Annotated in this window: 18 protein-coding genes; 5 read left to right on the top strand and 13 right to left on the bottom strand. The window is 34.5% G+C overall.

The window, feature by feature from the left end:
* Nucleotides 1-48 precede the first annotated feature (48 nt).
* Together pbpC and GQR98_RS05655 are read right to left on the bottom strand one after the other, a co-directional pair.
* Entirely contained in the window at nt 49-2,391 is a 2,343-nt protein-coding gene (pbpC, locus tag GQR98_RS05660; RefSeq protein ID WP_410488895.1) for a penicillin-binding protein 1C, read from the bottom strand.
* 81 nt (nt 2,392-2,472) lie between these two features.
* Nucleotides 2,473-2,775 carry an antibiotic biosynthesis monooxygenase family protein gene (locus tag GQR98_RS05655; protein WP_159018655.1) on the bottom strand — a complete coding sequence of 101 codons (303 nt, stop codon included), beginning with the start codon at nt 2,773-2,775 and terminating at the stop codon, nt 2,473-2,475.
* 154 nt (nt 2,776-2,929) lie between these two features.
* On the opposite strand from GQR98_RS05655, the gene GQR98_RS05650 reads away from it, so the two are divergent.
* A complete protein-coding gene (locus GQR98_RS05650; protein ID WP_159018654.1) occupies nt 2,930-4,729 on the top strand; it encodes a T9SS type B sorting domain-containing protein in 1,800 nt (599 codons plus the stop codon).
* A 14-nt stretch (nt 4,730-4,743) separates the two neighbouring features.
* Here GQR98_RS05650 and GQR98_RS05645 read toward each other — a convergent pair whose 3' ends face one another.
* The 3 genes from GQR98_RS05645 to GQR98_RS05635 all read right to left on the bottom strand — a co-directional run bounded on the left by GQR98_RS05645 (nt 4,744) and on the right by GQR98_RS05635 (nt 7,167).
* Nucleotides 4,744-5,514, bottom strand: coding sequence for a UDP-2,3-diacylglucosamine diphosphatase (locus tag GQR98_RS05645; protein WP_159018653.1), 771 nt, complete (start codon nt 5,512-5,514; stop codon nt 4,744-4,746).
* Nucleotides 5,515-5,646: 132 nt separating this feature from the next.
* On the bottom strand, nt 5,647-6,156 hold the full coding sequence (locus GQR98_RS05640; RefSeq protein ID WP_159021098.1) for an acyl-CoA thioesterase: 510 nt from the start codon (nt 6,154-6,156) through the stop codon (nt 5,647-5,649).
* 75 nt (nt 6,157-6,231) lie between these two features.
* Entirely contained in the window at nt 6,232-7,167 is a 936-nt protein-coding gene (locus GQR98_RS05635) for an SPOR domain-containing protein (protein ID WP_159018652.1), read from the bottom strand.
* Nucleotides 7,168-7,271: 104 nt separating this feature from the next.
* Between GQR98_RS05635 and dprA the strand changes: the two genes are divergently transcribed.
* From dprA to GQR98_RS05620, 3 genes are all read left to right on the top strand, one after another.
* A complete protein-coding gene (gene dprA, locus GQR98_RS05630; protein WP_159018651.1) occupies nt 7,272-8,375 on the top strand; it encodes a DNA-processing protein DprA in 1,104 nt (367 codons plus the stop codon).
* 92 nt (nt 8,376-8,467) lie between these two features.
* Complete coding sequence (locus GQR98_RS05625; RefSeq protein WP_159018650.1) at nt 8,468-9,376, top strand: ABC transporter ATP-binding protein; 909 nt, start codon at nt 8,468-8,470, stop codon at nt 9,374-9,376.
* A gap of 364 nt (nt 9,377-9,740) precedes the next feature.
* Nucleotides 9,741-10,361 (top strand): HAD family hydrolase, encoded by a 621-nt coding sequence (locus GQR98_RS05620; protein WP_159018649.1) that lies wholly within the window; start codon nt 9,741-9,743, stop codon nt 10,359-10,361.
* Here the strand turns inward: GQR98_RS05620 and GQR98_RS05615 are convergent.
* From GQR98_RS05615 to pdxA, 7 genes are all read right to left on the bottom strand, one after another.
* Nucleotides 10,356-10,817 carry a 3-oxoacyl-ACP synthase gene (locus tag GQR98_RS05615; RefSeq protein WP_159018648.1) on the bottom strand — a complete coding sequence of 154 codons (462 nt, stop codon included), beginning with the start codon at nt 10,815-10,817 and terminating at the stop codon, nt 10,356-10,358. The two genes, GQR98_RS05620 and GQR98_RS05615, sit on opposite strands and share 6 nt — an antisense overlap.
* A gap of 386 nt (nt 10,818-11,203) precedes the next feature.
* Nucleotides 11,204-12,556 carry an acetyl-CoA carboxylase biotin carboxylase subunit gene (gene accC / locus GQR98_RS05610; RefSeq protein WP_159018647.1) on the bottom strand — a complete coding sequence of 451 codons (1,353 nt, stop codon included), beginning with the start codon at nt 12,554-12,556 and terminating at the stop codon, nt 11,204-11,206.
* A gap of 91 nt (nt 12,557-12,647) precedes the next feature.
* On the bottom strand, nt 12,648-13,127 hold the full coding sequence (accB, locus tag GQR98_RS05605) for an acetyl-CoA carboxylase biotin carboxyl carrier protein (protein WP_159018646.1): 480 nt from the start codon (nt 13,125-13,127) through the stop codon (nt 12,648-12,650).
* A 25-nt stretch (nt 13,128-13,152) separates the two neighbouring features.
* Nucleotides 13,153-14,151 carry a beta-ketoacyl-ACP synthase III gene (locus GQR98_RS05600; RefSeq protein WP_159018645.1) on the bottom strand — a complete coding sequence of 333 codons (999 nt, stop codon included), beginning with the start codon at nt 14,149-14,151 and terminating at the stop codon, nt 13,153-13,155.
* Nucleotides 14,152-14,331: 180 nt separating this feature from the next.
* Entirely contained in the window at nt 14,332-14,532 is a 201-nt protein-coding gene (rpmF, locus tag GQR98_RS05595; protein WP_042496062.1) for a 50S ribosomal protein L32, read from the bottom strand.
* 9 nt (nt 14,533-14,541) lie between these two features.
* Nucleotides 14,542-15,084: a YceD family protein gene (locus GQR98_RS05590; protein ID WP_159018644.1), complete on the bottom strand. Its 543-nt coding sequence runs from the start codon at nt 15,082-15,084 to the stop codon at nt 14,542-14,544.
* 130 nt (nt 15,085-15,214) lie between these two features.
* Nucleotides 15,215-16,285 (bottom strand): 4-hydroxythreonine-4-phosphate dehydrogenase PdxA, encoded by a 1,071-nt coding sequence (gene pdxA / locus GQR98_RS05585; RefSeq protein WP_159018643.1) that lies wholly within the window; start codon nt 16,283-16,285, stop codon nt 15,215-15,217.
* A 76-nt stretch (nt 16,286-16,361) separates the two neighbouring features.
* Between pdxA and GQR98_RS05580 the strand changes: the two genes are divergently transcribed.
* Complete coding sequence (locus GQR98_RS05580) at nt 16,362-16,949, top strand: riboflavin synthase (RefSeq protein WP_159018642.1); 588 nt, start codon at nt 16,362-16,364, stop codon at nt 16,947-16,949.
* Here the strand turns inward: GQR98_RS05580 and GQR98_RS05575 are convergent.
* Nucleotides 16,935-17,126, bottom strand: a complete 192-nt coding sequence (locus GQR98_RS05575; protein WP_159018641.1) for a PID-CTERM protein-sorting domain-containing protein — start codon at nt 17,124-17,126, stop codon at nt 16,935-16,937. The genes GQR98_RS05580 and GQR98_RS05575 overlap by 15 nt on opposite strands.
* Nucleotides 17,127-17,262 lie beyond the last annotated feature (136 nt).

Below are 17,262 nucleotides of genomic sequence, written 5' to 3'. Positions count from 1 at the left end.
TTAACTTGGTAATTAATTGGTTATAGTGATAAAAAAAAGGGTAAACTGTTATAGACCAACGGTTATGCTGCGCTTTAGCTCGTTTCCATAGGCGTCGACCACGGTAATAATATGGGTGCCAATTTCAGGAATTATGGCCATTTCATGGATGTCTTTGGTTGTGCCTATAAAACGCTCGTCTATAGACCAATGGATATTTAGTTCTGGGCGAGAATGTGCTATTTTTAAGATTAATTCGTTGGTTTTACCATCAAAATCTTTAGGTAGAAAAATAGTATTATTTTCTTTAGGGTAAATAAACTCTATAGAAACGGCATTTTCGCTAAAACAATCAGGCTTAAATTTAGGTAATGGTTTGTAAAACGGGTTTTTAGTTTTGTAGTAATAGTTCATTAATGGAGGTAAAACAAACCAAGATTTATGAGTAATATTACCAATGTCTTCGCACGAGGAATTTACCTGATAAGTTTCATCTTTATTTAAATGAATTAAAACATGATATGGACAAGGTTTGGTTTTTAAACCTGCTAACTGAATGTATTTCTCTTCCGCAGTATCACAATATTGCGATGCACGGTGCCCACTTTGTTTACAGATTGCTACTTTTTTCATTTCATCAAAAGGTTTTGGAAACCAATCGCTGTTAGGTAAGCTTTCAAAAACATCAAACATTATTGGTGCAGCTGCTTGCACACCAACCAAACCAGGGCGGCCTTCGCCATCGGCATTACCAACCCAAACGCCTACAACGTAATCTTTTGTAGAGCCAATAGCCCAAGCATCTCGAAAACCAAAACTAGTACCTGTTTTCCATGCAATTTGTTTCGATCCATCAAAAAACTCCCAACTTTCGTCACTTTCTGGTCGGTTAACTTCTTTTAAGCTTTGGTAAGTTAGGTAGGTAGAAGCGGCATCAAATAACGTTTTGTCTGTAGTTTGCTTTCCGAAGTTAATTTTAGTTGAAGCTAAAAAAGTGGGTTCGCAAAATTCGTTTGAAAAATAAGTGCTCGAGTTTTCAGAAAAATGATTTAACGTAGAAGATAGTGCGGCGTAACTTTTACATAAATCCCAAAGGTTACTTTCTGCCCCGCCAAGTATAAGCGATAAACCGTAGTGGTTAGCATCGTATTTTAAATCTTTTAATTTTAGAAATTTTAAATATTGATAAAATCTATCTAAACCAAAATCTTGCAACATTCTTACAGCTGGCACATTTAATGATCTTGATAAAGCACGACTTGCTGGCACGGCACCATCATAAGTTTTATTGTAGTTTTCGGGATTATAACTACCATATTGTGTAGGCACATCGGCCACTAAGGTATTGGGTAGTAAATCGCCAGAATCCAACATGGCGGCGTATAGAAAGGGTTTTAAAATACTGCCAGTACTTCTTGGTTTATCAATAATATCGACATCTTTTTGGTGTGCTCTATCGGTAGGTGTATTGCCAATATAGGCTAGAACTTGCCTTGTTTTTACATCTAAAACTAAAACGGCTGCATTGTAAATTTCGTTTTGACTTAATTTATTATAGTGGTTCTTTACAATGTAGTTTATACGGTTTTGTAATTTAATATCAATAGTGGTTTGTACGCGGGCTCCACTTTGTCTTTGTGCTACTTTTTGTAATAAGTGTGGTGCGGTTTGTGGCAACGGGTAGGGTTTTTGTGGTAAACCTTCGGCAACAGAAAGCTCGTAAGTAAGTGTGTCTATTTTTGAGTTTTCTAGAAGTTTTTTTAATAATCTATTTCGCTTTTTTAATAAACGTTCTTGGTTTTTTCCAGGGTAAATTAAACTTGGCGCATTGGGTAAAACTGCTAATGTTGCACTTTCTGCCCAAGAGAGGTTGTTGGCGTTTCGGTTAAAATACCGCCATGATGCAGCATCTAGACCAACCACATTTCCCCCGAAAGGGGCATTACTTGCGTAATGCGTTAAAATGGTGTTTTTAGATTTAGATAACTCTAGGCGTGTCGCCAATATAATTTCAATAATTTTTTCGAAATAGGTTCTGCTTTTCCCTTTCCGCGCTAATCGAATTACTTGCTGCGTAATAGTACTTCCGCCACGTTTTATACCACCAGATTTTAAATTTTCTTTTAAAGCTTTAAAAATTGATATAGGATTAAAACCAGGGTGTTTATAGAAATATTCGTCTTCAAACTGAACAATGCAGGTTTTAAATTTATTAGGAATAGAATCGTTATGTGGAAATCGCCATTGTCCGTCTTTTGCAATTTGCGCACCAAGCAATTGGTTGTTAGAACTCGTAATTACTGTAGCTGTAGGGTCTTTAAATAGTGGGTTGGGTAAACAAAAATAGTAGGCTACTAGAATTAGCGCCACTATTGCCGATTTTACTTTATGTTGTTTTATGTAGTTTAACATGATCATCACTTAAATTATATACTCTAAGCGTGTTTGTTTAGATGTAAATTTGCATGGTTTTATGATGATTTTTAGTCTAAATTAGCGAAAGCTGTATTCTCGTTCTACTTTACAAATTTTTACATTGTACCAACTATACCAATTGGTTTTTCCTTTTTGTTGAGCCTCTAAATGATCGGTTTGGGCTTTCCAATTTTTTATGGCTTCTAAACTTTTCCAGTAACTTACGGTAATACCAATTTGGTTTCTAGCACTTTCTATACCTAAAAAACCATCTTGTTCTTTAGCTAAGGCCTCCATTTTTTCGGCCATAGCGTTGTAGCCTGCGGTATCTTCGTTTAAAGTTGATGTAAAAATAACCGAATAATAGGGTAAATGGTTCATTATAGGAAGATTTAGTTAATTGTAGCGCTTTTTTTTACTAATATAGCTATTCGTATTATTTAAAATACGAAGCATAAAGAAAAACAGTAAAGTCATTAAAAAAGAAATTCTAATATTATTTATTTTTTTATTCGCTGTAAAAGCCCAAGCGCAATTGGGATTTTGTAGCGGTAATTCTGGCGACCCTATTTTTACCGAAACCTTTGGAGTCGGCACAGCTAATGCATCTTTACCAGCCGGAACAACAAGCTATACTTTTGCTAGCGGGCAACCAAACGATGGATCTTATACTTTATCTAGCAGTACAAATTGGTTTGGTTGGCACAATATTAGCGACCATACACCTGGCGATACTAATGGCCGAAATCTAGTAATTAATGCCGATTTTACTTCTGGTGAATTTTACAGAACTGCTATTAGTGGTTTATGTGAAAACACAACGTATGAGTTTTCGTCTTGGATGATAAATTTACTACCCGCCAACCATAGTTGTGGCGCAGGGATACCTATAAATGTAAAGTTCGAAATTTGGGATAGCACCGATACACAATTATTGGCAAGTGGAGATACCGGCGATATTTTTGGAACATCTAGTCCCGATTGGCGACAATATGCTTTAGTATTTCAATCTAAACCTGGGCAAACTGCTGTTATTTTAAAAATGTTGAATAATGGTGTTGGTGGTTGCGGAAACGATTTAGCTATAGATGATATTGTTTTTAAAACCTGTGGAGACACTGTTATTATAGAAGATGCTTTAAATGAAACACATGTTGCCGTTTGTGAAAATAATACGCCATTCTCGACCGAGTTAAAGGTAACACCCGATTTTTCTATTTTTTCTTCGCATTTTTATCAATGGCAAGAAAGTAGCGATGGTACAACTTGGGTGGATATTGTTGGTGAAAACACTGATAATTATACCACACCTTCGCTTTTTAATACTACATTTTACAGGGTTAAAGTAGCCGAAGATGCTGTTAATTTAGCTAACGATTCATGTAATTCTACCTCCGATGTTTTTGAAGTTCAAATTATTCCGCAACCTAATGCGCCAACTAGTAATGGAGACGTTATGATTTGCGAAAATGATACAACACCGCTAAGTGTTACCGTGCCTTCTGGTGTAATTGTAAATTGGTATTCTGCGGCTACTGGCGGAACTTTATTACAGGCAGATAGTAGAGCTTTTAATGCTACAACCAGCGGAACATATTACGCTGAGGCGGAAACCGAAATAGGAAATTGTACCTCTAATACACGAACAGCAGTGCAAATTACCTTTTCTGAAATTCCTGATTATGAAGAAGAAACCTTGATGTTTTGCGAAACCGAAACTATAGATTTATATGCCCATACTAATATTTCTACAGCTACGTTTTTATGGAATACAGGCGCTACAAGTGAATTTATAACGGTAAATCAGTCTGGAATTTATACTGTAGATATTACTAATGAAACCTGTACAGTAACAAAAACAATAACGCTTTCGCGGATAGATTTACCTCGTATTGAATCTGTAGAGTCTGTTGGAAAAAGTATTGTGATAACCACGGAAAATACGGGTGATTTTCTGTATTCTATTAACGGAAATATATTTCAACTAAATCCTATTTTTACTAATGTTGAAGGTGGTAGTTATACTATTTATGTGAAACACCAAAACTGTGATACGTTAGTTTCTATAGACTTTATTCACTTTTTTATCCCGAAGTTTTTCACGCCAAATGGTGATGGCGTTAACGATAACTTTGATTTAAAAGGCATTGAGTTTTACCAAACCTCGCAAGTTTCTATTTTCGATAGATATGGAAAGCTTTTAAAATTTTCTAAAAATGCTGCATTTTCATGGGATGGATTGTTTGCAGGAAAGCTTCTTGAAACAGACGATTATTGGTATGTTGTTGAAATTAATGCGCAACAATTTAGAGGGCATTTTACTTTAAAGAGATAAAAAACAAGAGTTGTTTATTTATCTGTATTAAGCTCGTATGTTTTTAGCTCAAGCTGTTCACCATCAAAAACACCATAGGTAAAATATTGAATCCAATCTCCAATATTTAGATAACTAGAGTTGTTACCTAAATCAATATTCATTGGTAAGTGTCGATGACCAAAAATAAAGTAATCACGATGTTTGTCTTCTAGTTTTCGTTTGGCATATTGTACAAGCCATTCGTTTTCTTCTCCTAAAAATGTAGCATCGTCATCGCCAGAAATAAGTTTGTTTTTAACCGATAAGTATTGGGCAATTCCTACGCCAATATCTGGGTGTAACCAACGGAATAGCCATTTAAAAACCGGATTAGTAAACACTTTTTTCATGCGCTTATAACCCTTATCATATGGACCTAAACCGTCGCCATGACCAATAAAAAATGTTTTATTATTAAAAACAAACTCCTTGGGTTTATGGTAAACCGGTATGTTAAGTTCTTCTTGAAAATAGCCATCCATCCAAAGGTCGTGGTTGCCCACAAAATAATGGATCGGTATTCCAGAGTCGGATATTTCGGCAAGTTTCCCTAAGGTTCTTGTAAAACCTTTTGGGACTACTGTTTTATATTCAAACCAAAAATCAAATAAATCTCCCATTAAAAATATTACAGCCGCATCATGCTTAATTTCGTCTAGCCAAGCCACGAATCTTTTTTCACGTGGATAAGAGGCTTCCTTTGTTGGAGCTCCTAAATGGTTGTCTGAAGCGAAATATATTTTTTTTCCTTTTGGAATTTGCATGCTGTAAATATAACTTTTTTAGGCAGAAAGCATTGTGTTACAATCAATCTCTGTAAACGAATTCTTTAAGCTTTAAGTGTTCTGTATGCACATCTTATTCTAATAAGGCGTGCATACAGATATTTTTTGATTTTAGTCAAAAAGGGCTTTAAGTTCCGAGGCTTGGCTTGGTTTTATTTTTCCGGCTAGTAATAAACTCAATTGCTTACGGCGCAGAGCAGCAGCATAGCGTTCTTTTTCGAGTTCGGTTTCTGGTTGTACTTCTGGCACGGGGATTGGACGTCCAGTTTCGTCTACAGCAACAAAAGTGTAAATGGCTTCGTTAGCTTTGGCACGGTCGCCAGATTCGCGATCTTCGATCCAAACATCTAGAAAAACTTCCATTGAGGTTTTAAAGGCGCGAGATACTTTAGCTTCTACCGTTACTACGCTACCAAGTGGTACGGCACGGTTAAAAGCAACGTGGTTTACCGATGCGGTAACCACAATACGGCGCGAGTGTCTGCGTGCTGCAATACTGGCTGCACGATCCATTCGGGCCAATAATTCGCCACCAAATAAGTTGTTTAACGGGTTGGTTTCACTAGGTAAAACCAAATCTGTCATTATAGTTCTAGATTGTTCAGGTGTTTTTACTTGCATCAAAAATAATTAGGTTTATGATGTGGCAAAGTTAACAATTATGCGAGTAAAAGAACTGCGGTTTTGTAAAAACTACTAGTCTAGTTTTTTCACAAGTAACCAAGCGTCTTTATTATGCGAAGTTTTAATGTTTTGCAAAGCTTTTCTAGCTTCTGCACGAGTTTCAAAACTAGCATAAACAACTTGGTGTAAACCGTATTTATTTGTGCCAATTTTACGTGCGCTAAAACCATCTGCTTTAAGTTGTGTTACTGTAGTATCACAATTTTCTTCTACTCTAAAAGCACCTGCTACAATATGGAAGTTACCCGTTTGTTTAGAAACGTTTAACGTTATTGCTGGCAATGGATTTAAATTAAAAGTAGCTTGTTGTATTTTAGTATCTAACTGCTTTTCTGCTTCTTGTTGTGCTAATTGGTTATGTGTTTCAATTTGATTCACATAAAAATTAGAAGCCACTAAACCTCCAAGGGTTAAAGCAACTACAGCTATGGCAGCATATTTTAAATATGGTCTGCTTTTGCGTTTTTCTGAAGTAACAGTAATTGGTATTACTTTTTCGATACGTTCGGCTTCTTCTTTGTAAAGCTCGCGTGTTACGGCTGGCGATTCAAATTGAGATAATCCAAAAGCATCTGTTAAATAATTTAATTGGTACGATGGCTCGAATGTAATTTTACCTTCAGTATTAAAAACAAGGTCTCCAATATTTTTGAAGTTTACGGTTTCACCTTCGCTTAAATTATCTTTTAAAACTGCAACAAGTTTTGCAATCTTTTTATTTGCAACCTCGAAAGGTATTTTATCTACATCGGCAATATAATGCGCTAATAAACCGTCGTTTTTCTGAATTTGCTCATTAAAAGATAAAACTTTTTTCGGCGGAAAAAACGCGTTTGTAGTTTCGTTTATCGTTGCAGATACAGTTTGTGTTAAAAATGAACCCAACTCAGGGATGGTAACACATTCATATCTATATAGTAAGTCGCTTATGTAGGTATCTAATTGCATAAAGACAAAGTTAGAAAATTATAGTTTTCGATAAAATTTATCGTGATGTTTTTATTAACAGATTAAAAATTCTTTTATTGTAGATTGAAATTAAGCCTTTTACGATGACAGAAAATGACTTGCTTTACGCTTTAGCCTTACAACATGTGCCAAATATTGGAGATATTACAGCCAAAAGACTCATTTCTCAATGTGGTTCTGCGGAAGCTGCTCTAAAAGAAAAGAGAGAAAACTTGCTTAAAATTGACGGTGTTGGTCGAGTTATTTTAGAAGGTTTGTCTAAACCACATCATTTAAAAGAGGCTGAAAAGGAAATGCGTTTTATTGAAGCGAATAATATTAAAGTTTCGTATTTTGAGAATAGCGATTATCCCGAAAAGTTAAAGCATTGTATCGATGGGCCTATTTTATTATTTCAATCTGGTAATATTGACTTAAAAAAGCAACGCTTAATTAGTATTGTTGGTGCTCGAAAAATTACGACCAATGGTATTGCTTTTTGCGAAAAACTGGTTGAAACACTTAAACCTTATAATCCGGTTATTATTTCGGGTTTTGCATACGGAACGGATATTACTGCACATAAGGCGGCCATTAAACATGGTTTGCAAACCGTGGCGTGTTTGGCGCATGGTCTAGATCAAATTTATCCTAAGGTTCATAAAAAGTATATGGTAGACATGGAGAAAAACGGTGGGTTTTTTACCGATTTTTGGAGTACTGATAATTTTGATAGAAATAATTTTTTAAAACGAAACCGGGTTATCGCTGGTTTAAGTGAAGCTACCATTGTTATAGAATCTGCAGAAAAGGGAGGGAGTTTAGTAACTGCAGATATCGCGAACTCTTATAATCGAGATGTGTTTGCAGTGCCAGGCCGTACCACCGATAGCCAAAGCGTGGGCTGTAATAATTTAATTAAACAGCAACGTGCGCACATGCTTACTACGCCTTTAGATGTGCCCTATATTTTAAATTGGCAACTGCAAGATGCTCAAAAACCTGCGATACAAAAACAATTGTTTGTAGAGTTAGATGCTACCGAAAAAGTGATTTATAATTATTTAAAGGAAAATGAAAAACAGCAGTTAGATATTATAGCTATTAATTGTAATTTGCCTATTTTTAAAGTAGCGGGCATTTTGTTAAACATGGAATTGAAAGGTGTAGTACGACCACTACCTGGTAAATTGTTCGAGATTCTTTAAAACATAAACGCTGTTATTGTTAATCGATTTAATCATAAAAAACGAGTATTATAATTAAGGCCTTTTTGGTCTCATTTCATTAAAAAACTAAAATGCTGCAAGTCAATAATATTTCTTTTTCTTATCAAAAAACAGAGATTTTAAAAAATATTTCTTTTTCTGTAAAAGCAGGAGAACAGCTTTCTATTATTGGCGAAAGTGGTTCTGGTAAAAGCACGCTTTTAAAATTGCTTTATGGCGAATTCGATTTAAATTCGGGGCGACTTTTTTGGCGAGATACGGAAATTCTTGGTCCTAAATATAACTTGGTTGTGGGTTACGATTTTATGAAGTATGTAGCGCAAGAGTTCGATTTAATGCCTTTTACCTCGGTTGCAGAGAATATAGGTTCTTTTTTATCTAACTTCTATCCTGAAGAAAAACAAGAACGCATTAAAGAATTGCTTGAAGTTGTAGAACTTACTGCTTTTGCGAAAGTGAAAGTAAAAACCTTAAGTGGCGGACAAAAACAACGTGTTGCTTTGGCTAGAGCTTTAGCTAAAGAACCTGAAATTATGTTGCTAGACGAACCGTTTAGCCATATTGATAACTTCAAAAAACAGTCTTTACGCCGTAATGTTTTTAAATATTTAAAACTGAAAAATATTTCTTGTGTTGTTGCCACCCACGACAAAGAAGATGTATTAGGTTTTGCTGATAGAATGTTAATTTTAAATAACCATGAAGTAGAAGAGGAAGGCGCTCCCGAAGATCTTTTTAAAAACCCAAAAACACCGTTAATAGCATCATTTTTTGGTGAGTTTAATGTTATAGATAATAAAATTATTTATGCCCATCAGCTTGAAGTGGTTGAAGATACTAGTTTGAAAGTTAGAGTGAAACGAACTTATTTTAAAGGCCATTATTATTTAATAGAAGCTGATTTAAATGGAGAGCTGGTGTTCTTTGAGCATAAAAAACCTTTGAATGTAGATACTGAGGTTTGCCTTGTGATTAACTAGATTAAAACAAAAAAAGAATGAAGATTATGGGGGCAATCGTCACTCTTTTTTTGTTGATAATAGGTTAAAATTAATAATAGGTTTAGTAAGGTAGATTTGTGTTCATCTTTCTTCTTCTTCTTAATATTTTTATTTTATTCTGTATTACTATTCGTGTAATGGATTAATGATACTGTAAAAGTAAACAAAGGGCACGTTTATTCGGTTAGGGCATTGCCCTATATTAAAAGGGTGATTTTCCTGTTTTTTGTAAAAATTTTAATAATAAAGTAATGGGTGTGCCTGTTATTTGTTTCATTCTATTTCTTTATTTTTGGTTACGTATTGAGCTTAGCGCTATTATTTGCAGATAAGAAACTTATAAATGAAAACTATAAAAAATATTATTTTCGATTTAGGCGGTGTTATTTTGAATTTAAATGTTCCGAAAACCATTAGCGAATTGCAGACTATTGGAATTGATAATATTGTGAATAAAACAGGACACCATTACGAGTATTCGTTTTTTTATGATTTTGAAATAGGTAAGATTTCTGAAGAAGAGTTTCTAGAGGCTTTATTTAAATTATCGAGTAAAACACCAAGTTATGAAGCTATTAAAGTCGCGTGGAATGCTATGATTTTAGATATGCCAAAAGCGCGAATTGCATTTATAGAAAGTTTAAAAGGAAAGTATAATCTTTATCTTTTGAGTAATACAAATGCTATTCATCAGAAGCATTTTTTAGATGAATTTGAAGCTGTAAATGGTTATAAATTCAATGATTTGTTTACAAAAGCATATTATTCTCACGAAGTAAAGACTAGAAAACCAGATGCTGGTATTTTTAATTTTCTTTTGAAGGATAGTAATTTAAAACCGGAAGAATCTATTTTTATTGATGACTCGATTGATAATATCCAGGCTGCGGAAAATTTAGGTATACAAACCTTCCATGTAAAAGATTATAATTTACTGTCTGATTTTGCGAGCCAAGTATTATAATACCGATTCTATTTTAAAATTTTGCGCTCTAAATGTAATAGCATCGTTAACTGTTTTGCCTATTAATAACAAACCAATTGGTGTGTTTGGAGATATGGCATAGAATTTTTGATTATTGTACGTTAACTCGCCTGCGCTAATTGCAATATAATAATTAGCTTGATTAGTGTAAATTACACTGCCTAAACCTACGGTTTGCGATGTTTTTGGGATATCAATTTTCGAAAGTGCGACTTTAGTTTTGTTAATTTCGGCTAACTGGTTTCCTGCTTTTTCACGTTCTAATTGCAACATCGCACGACCTGTTTCGTGCTTGTCGCCTGCGCTACTTTTGGTTTCGGAAGTTAAAGATTCCTGGATTTCGTTAATGGTGTTTTGTATAGTTTGGAATCTGGAATCTATCGACTCTAAACAGAGATTAAATAAGTTTTGCTTAATTTCTAATATTTGTTTCATTGGTTTCTGCGTATTCCGGGCAACTAAAATAGTATATTTTTTATTGGAATATTGTAGATGCTTATGAGGTTTTGTAAATGCCGTAGTTATTCTGGTAAATGAGTTGATTTTTTTACGCTACACGACAGTTGTATCTTATTAATTTACTGTTTTTTGATGTAGCCTAAATTTGCGTTAGGGATTGATGCGGCATCCTTTTTTGTGCTAAAAAGACCTAAAATTTGGTATTGAGACTTTTAGGAGATGTGAAAAATGTTGCTAGTTTCTGATACGGATTTGCACAAATAAAGATATAGCGGAAAGCCCGACCCTTGCGGTAACGCCCAAATAATACTTTAGGTTTTAACCAAAAAAACTCCGAAAATGATTTCCGGAGTTTTAATTATTTATTCTTCAATTTGTTTTTGCATAACAAAATCTTCCATGAAGGCAGTGGTATAGTTACCAGCCAAATAATCTGGATGATCCATTAATTGTCTATGGAACGGGATGGTTGTTTTGATGCCTTCGATAACGAATTCATCTAACGCACGTTTCATTTTATTAATGGCTTCTTCTCTAGTTTGAGCTGTTGTAATTAACTTTGCAATCATAGAATCGTAGTTTGGTGGAATAGAGTAACCTGCGTAAACGTGTGTGTCTAAGCGCACACCATGGCCTCCAGGGGCGTGTAGTGTGGTTATTAATCCTGGCGAAGGTCTAAAGTTGTTAAACGGGTCTTCAGCATTAATACGGCATTCTATAGAGTGTAATTTTGGTGTGTAGTTTTTACCTGAAATTGGCACGCCTGCAGCTACTAAAATTTGCTCACGAATTAAATCGAAATCGATTACTTGCTCTGTAATTGGGTGTTCTACTTGGATACGAGTGTTCATTTCCATGAAGTAGAAGTTACGGTGCTTATCTACTAAAAATTCTATAGTTCCGGCGCCTTCGTATTTAATATATTCGGCTGCTTTTACGGCAGCTTCTCCCATTTTTTTACGTAAAGCTGTCGTCATGAATGGCGATGGAACTTCTTCGGTTAATTTTTGGTGACGACGTTGAATAGAGCAGTCTCTTTCTGATAAGTGACAGGCTTTACCATTAGAATCGCCTACAATTTGAATTTCGATATGGCGAGGCTCTTCAATAAGTTTCTCCATGTACATATCATCATTTCCAAAGGCTGCTTTAGATTCTTGTCTAGCAGAATCCCAGGCATCTTTAAGATCTTCTGGTTTAAAAACGCCACGCATACCTTTACCACCACCACCGGCAGAGGCTTTTAACATTACAGGGTAACCAGTTTCTTCGGCTACACGTATGCAATCTTCAAAGGATTCAATAATACCTTCACTTCCTGGTACACAAGGTACACCGGCAGCTTTCATGGTTTCTTTAGCGTTTGCTTTATCTCCCATTCTATCGATCATCTCTGGAGATGCACCAATGAATTTGATACCGTGTTCTTCACATATTTTAGAAAACTTAGCGTTTTCTGATAAAAAACCGTATCCTGGGTGGATAGCGTCTGCGTTTGTTATTTCTGCCGCAGATATAATATTTGACATTTTTAAGTAAGACTCGCTACTTGCTGCTGGGCCAATACATACGGCTTCGTCTGCAAATTTTACGTGTAAACTTTCGGCATCTGCAGTAGAATATACTGCAACCGTTTTTATGCCCATTTCTTTACAGGTTCTAATAACACGTAGTGCTATTTCGCCTCTATTGGCAATCAATATTTTTTTAAACATATCTTTTTATGAGTTTAAGAGTTTATGGTTTATGAGAATATAAGTTTAACACGTGGTGCTAGACTTTAGACTTTAAACTTTAAACTTCAAATTAAGATGGATCTACTAAGAATAAAGGTTGATCGAATTCTACTGGTGAAGAATCGTCCACTAATATTTTTACTATTTTACCAGAAACTTCAGATTCAATTTCATTGAAAAGTTTCATAGCTTCAATAATACAAAGTACGTCACCTTCTGCAATAGTTTGACCTACTTCAACAAATAAAGGTTTATCTGGTGATGGTTTTCTATAGAATGTACCAATAATTGGTGACTTAATAGTTATATATTTTGAATCTTCGTCTGCCGGCGCTGCAACAGGAGCGGCTGCTTCTGCTTGTGCAGGTGCTGCTAATGGTTGTGCTATTTGTGGCATTTGATGAGTTGCAGGAACTTGGTGCACGATAGTTGTATCGGACTCTGAACCTGTTCTAATGGTGATTTTAATATCATCCATTTCTAGTTTAACCTCGCTTGCTCCAGATTTTGCAACAAATTTGATTAAGTTTTGAATCTCTTTTATATCCATAATTTCGGTATTTAAAGGTTGGTTATTACTTTGTGTTATATGCCCATTTTAAATAAATAGAACCCCAGTTAAATCCGCCTCCAAAAGCGGCAAAGATAACATTATCTCCTTTTTTAAGTTGTGATTCGTAATCATTTATTAACAATGGAAGGGTTGCAGATGTTGTGTTACCGTATTTTTCTATGTTTGACATAACCTTTTCAGGTGCTAGATCCATACGGTTTGCTGTAGCATCAATAATACGTTTGTTTGCTTGATGCGCGGCTAACCAATCTACAGTGTCTTTATTTAAGTTGTTACGCTTTAATATTTTTTCGGCAGCATCGGCCATATTAAAAACAGCGTTTTTAAATACGGTTCTACCTTCTTGAAAAGCGTAATGTCCACCCTCGTCTAATATTTCATGAGTTAAGGCATGTGATGATCCTCCGTAAGTAGCTTGTAAAAACTCACGACCGGTTCCGTCACTTCTTAAATACTCATCTTGTAAACCTAGGCTTTCTTCGTTTGGTTCAAAAAGAACGGCTCCAGCTCCATCGCCAAAAATAATACAAGTAGCTCTGTCTTTATAATTAATAATTGAAGACATTTTATCGGCTCCAATTAATAATACATTTTTGTAACGGCCAGTTTCAATATAACTAGCAGCAACAGACATACCAAATAAGAAACTAGAACATGCTGCATCCATATCGAAAGAAAAAGCATTTATAGCACCAATTTCTGAGGCTGTAAATGATGCCGTAGAGGCAGCTTTCATATCTGGAGTTGCCGTAGCAACTATAACAAGTTCTATATCTTTTGGATCAATACCTTTTTTATTAATAAGGTCTTGGGCAGCTTTTATAGCTAGGTACGAGGTACCCTTACCGTCGTCTTTTAGAATACGACGTTCTTTAATTCCTGTTCTAGAAGTAATCCATTCATCATTTGTATCAACCATCGTTTCAAGGATCTGATTGGTTAATACGTATTCGGGCACATAAGCGCCAACAGCTGTAATGGCTGCAGAGATTTTACTCATAACTTTTTAGTTGGTTTGACTGAAAAATCATTAAAATTGAACAAAAACGCTCAAAATTGTTTTAAAAACCACGCAAATTGAGTGGAATTTTACGCAATTTACGTTTTTTTGCTATTCGAAAAGTCATTTCATAAAAAAAACACTCATAAATGAGTGTTTTATTATATGCGTGCATAGTTATTATGCTACGTTTTCTACTTCTGAGTTGTCAATTAATACTTGACCTCTATAGTATAATTTACCTTCATGCCAATGTGCTCTGTGGTATAAATGAGGCTCACCTGTTGTAGGGCAAGTAGCAATCTGTGGCGCAGTTGCTTTGTAATGTGTTCTTCTTTTATCTCTTCTTGTTTTCGAGATTTTTCTTTTAGGATGTGCCATTTTATATGTTTATTTATCCGTTAATAATTTCTTTAATGTATTCCAGCGAGGATCTATATCATCCTCGTTTTGTTCGTTTTTTTCTTTAAGCCCAGGGCTTAATTCTTCTAATTTTTCAAGTATGTCGGAATCTAATGTTCCATCTTCTACACCAGGGTGAACACGTTTAATTGGTACTGCTAATACAATTAGTTCATAAATGTATTGCTGTAAGCTAATTTCGTAGGTACCGTGAGGTAATATTAGAATATCGATGTTTTCATCGTTATATTCTTCACCAAAATTAACTACTAAATTGAAATCGTTTTCAATAATCTGGTCGTAAGGTTCGTTTGTTAAATCGCAATTTACGTTAACAGAACCAGAGATTTTAAAGTTCAATTCAAGCAATGTCGATTTTTTTTCTAAAATCACATCAGCTTTAACGTTTACACTGTTAAAATCTTCATACTCAAAATGTTCAAAGAACGTTTCTTTAATATCAAAATTAAATTGATGTTTGCCGATCTTTAACCCTACAAATGGAATTGTAAACTCTTTTAATGGCTTCATTATCACTTCTATTTTGAGCCTGCAAATATATAAATTTTTATTTACGTGGCGTTACTTATAAACATTTTTTTGTTTATATCTTTCTTTTATGTTGCAATACAGCGTATTTGCTGTGGAAAACAGCTACTTACTACCTGTCCTTATAGTTTTTACTGCGCTCGTTTCTTGGTGCTTTTTTTAATGGGTTTGAAGTTAGCTCTTCAAATTCACTTCGGTTCTTGTATATTTTTAATGCGCTAAACAAGGCTTCTTTAAATGAGTTTTCATCTGCATCACCTTTTCCTGCAATTTCATAAGCAGTACCATGGTCTGGTGAAGTGCGAATTTTATTTAATCCAGCTGTAAAGTTAACACCTTGGCCAAATGATAATGTTTTAAAAGGTATTAAGCCTTGATCGTGGTATGATGCAATTATAGCATCGAAATTTTTATAATTATCGGATCCGAAAAAGCTGTCGGCAGCATAAGGACCGTAAACGAGTTTGCCCGATTCTTTAATTTTTTTCAATGTTGGTCTTAATACATCATCATCTTCACTACCGATAACACCGTTGTCTCCAGTATGTGGATTAATACCTAAAACAGCAATTTTTGGTTTTTGTATATTGAAATCTGTTAGTAAGGATTTATATACCGTTGCTATTTTTTGCTGAATTAATTCGGTTGTAATATGTGTTGAAACATCTTTTACAGGAACATGATCTGTAAGTAAGCCAACTCTAAGCGTATCCGTTACCATAAACATTAAGCTTTCGCCTTCCAATTCTTGTGCTAAATAATCGGTGTGTCCTGGAAAATTAAATTCTTCAGACTGTATATTGTGCTTGTTGATTGGTGCTGTAACTAATACATCAACATCACCATTTTTTAAGGCTTGAGTTGCCGATGCTAAAGATTTTACTGCAAATTCGCCGATTTTTAAATCTTCTTGACCAAAATTAATTTTTACAGGCTCTTTCCATGTATTAAACACGTTTACCTTTCCTATAGTAATTTGATTGACGCTATTTATGCTATGAAAGTTTATGTTTGAGTTAAAATGGGTTTTTAAAAAACTCATTACTTTAATAGATGCAAAAATAACTGGTGTACAGAAATCTAAAATTCTTTCGTCTTCAAAAGTTTTTAAAACAATTTCTCCACCAATACCATTTAGGTCTCCTATAGATATTCCTACTATTATATTTTCTGCTTGCTTCATTAAAAAAGACAACTTTTGTTTGTAATTTTGAAATTCAATTGCTGTTGCAAATTTAACTAAATAAACAGATAATACTATGTTTACCGGAATAATTGAAAATATAGGGGAAGTTTCAAACCTTAAAAAAGAATTAGATAATCTGCATATTACCGTTAAAAGCGGAATAACTTCGGAATTAAAAATAGATCAAAGTGTGGCTCATAATGGAGTTTGCTTAACAGTTGTAGCTATAGATAACGATGAATATACCGTTACAGCAATTAAAGAAACGCTTGATAAAACAAATTTAAGTACTTTAAAAGTTAATGATAAGGTGAATTTAGAGCGTGCCATGAAACTGGGTGATCGTCTGGATGGACATATTGTTCAAGGACACGTAGATCAAACTGCTGTTTGTACAAATGTTGAAGAAGCAAACGGAAGTTGGGTATTTACTTTTAGTTATAATTTTGATGAAAATAAAAACTTAACTATTGAAAAAGGGTCGGTAACCGTAAATGGTACAAGTTTAACGGTTGTTAATTCTAAAAAAGATAGTTTTAGTGTTGCTATTATTCCTTACACTTATGAGCATACCAATTTTAATACCTTTAAAAACGGTACTGTGGTTAATCTTGAATTTGATGTATTAGGGAAGTATGTTGCTAAACTAGCTTCGTTTTAATAGTTTTTTTGCACCATAAAATATAGCGAAACATGCTCCTGCTATTACTCCTCCGTCAATAGGTAGTCCTGGAGGTCCAGGTGCTAATGGCGGCGGCGGTATCGATTGAGCCGTGCATGCAAAACTTATTAATACAAATAAGATTGAGGCAAATATTCTTTTGTTTTGTATTGTCATTATGCTGTAAAAATATTAAAAAAAGCCAAGTTACAAAGTATAAAATCTATAAATTAAAAAAATATATCCATAAAACAACTTGAAACATCGGTGAAATACATGTTTTAGACTACGTAAATCTTATTAGATTAACGCT

Origin of the sequence: Algibacter sp. L3A6 (assembly GCF_009796825.1) — a bacterium.
In the GTDB taxonomy this organism is placed as follows: domain Bacteria; phylum Bacteroidota; class Bacteroidia; order Flavobacteriales; family Flavobacteriaceae; genus Algibacter.
This window is presented reverse-complemented; position numbering and strand designations above follow the sequence as displayed.

Coding starts and splice junctions, on each gene's coding strand:
- pbpC (WP_410488895.1), bottom strand. CDS start 2,391: ATGTTAAACTACATAAAACAACATAAAGTAAAATCGGCAATAGTGGCG.
- GQR98_RS05655 (WP_159018655.1), bottom strand. CDS start 2,775: ATGAACCATTTACCCTATTATTCGGTTATTTTTACATCAACTTTAAAC.
- GQR98_RS05645 (WP_159018653.1), bottom strand. CDS start 5,514: ATGCAAATTCCAAAAGGAAAAAAAATATATTTCGCTTCAGACAACCAT.
- GQR98_RS05640 (WP_159021098.1), bottom strand. CDS start 6,156: ATGCAAGTAAAAACACCTGAACAATCTAGAACTATAATGACAGATTTG.
- GQR98_RS05635 (WP_159018652.1), bottom strand. CDS start 7,167: ATGCAATTAGATACCTACATAAGCGACTTACTATATAGATATGAATGT.
- dprA (WP_159018651.1), top strand. CDS start 7,272: ATGACAGAAAATGACTTGCTTTACGCTTTAGCCTTACAACATGTGCCA.
- GQR98_RS05625 (WP_159018650.1), top strand. CDS start 8,468: ATGCTGCAAGTCAATAATATTTCTTTTTCTTATCAAAAAACAGAGATT.
- GQR98_RS05620 (WP_159018649.1), top strand. CDS start 9,741: ATGAAAACTATAAAAAATATTATTTTCGATTTAGGCGGTGTTATTTTG.
- GQR98_RS05615 (WP_159018648.1), bottom strand. CDS start 10,817: ATGAAACAAATATTAGAAATTAAGCAAAACTTATTTAATCTCTGTTTA.
- accC (WP_159018647.1), bottom strand. CDS start 12,556: ATGTTTAAAAAAATATTGATTGCCAATAGAGGCGAAATAGCACTACGT.
- accB (WP_159018646.1), bottom strand. CDS start 13,127: ATGGATATAAAAGAGATTCAAAACTTAATCAAATTTGTTGCAAAATCT.
- GQR98_RS05600 (WP_159018645.1), bottom strand. CDS start 14,151: ATGAGTAAAATCTCTGCAGCCATTACAGCTGTTGGCGCTTATGTGCCC.
- rpmF (WP_042496062.1), bottom strand. CDS start 14,532: ATGGCACATCCTAAAAGAAAAATCTCGAAAACAAGAAGAGATAAAAGA.
- GQR98_RS05590 (WP_159018644.1), bottom strand. CDS start 15,084: ATGAAGCCATTAAAAGAGTTTACAATTCCATTTGTAGGGTTAAAGATC.
- pdxA (WP_159018643.1), bottom strand. CDS start 16,285: ATGAAGCAAGCAGAAAATATAATAGTAGGAATATCTATAGGAGACCTA.
- GQR98_RS05580 (WP_159018642.1), top strand. CDS start 16,362: ATGTTTACCGGAATAATTGAAAATATAGGGGAAGTTTCAAACCTTAAA.
- GQR98_RS05575 (WP_159018641.1), bottom strand. CDS start 17,126: ATGACAATACAAAACAAAAGAATATTTGCCTCAATCTTATTTGTATTA.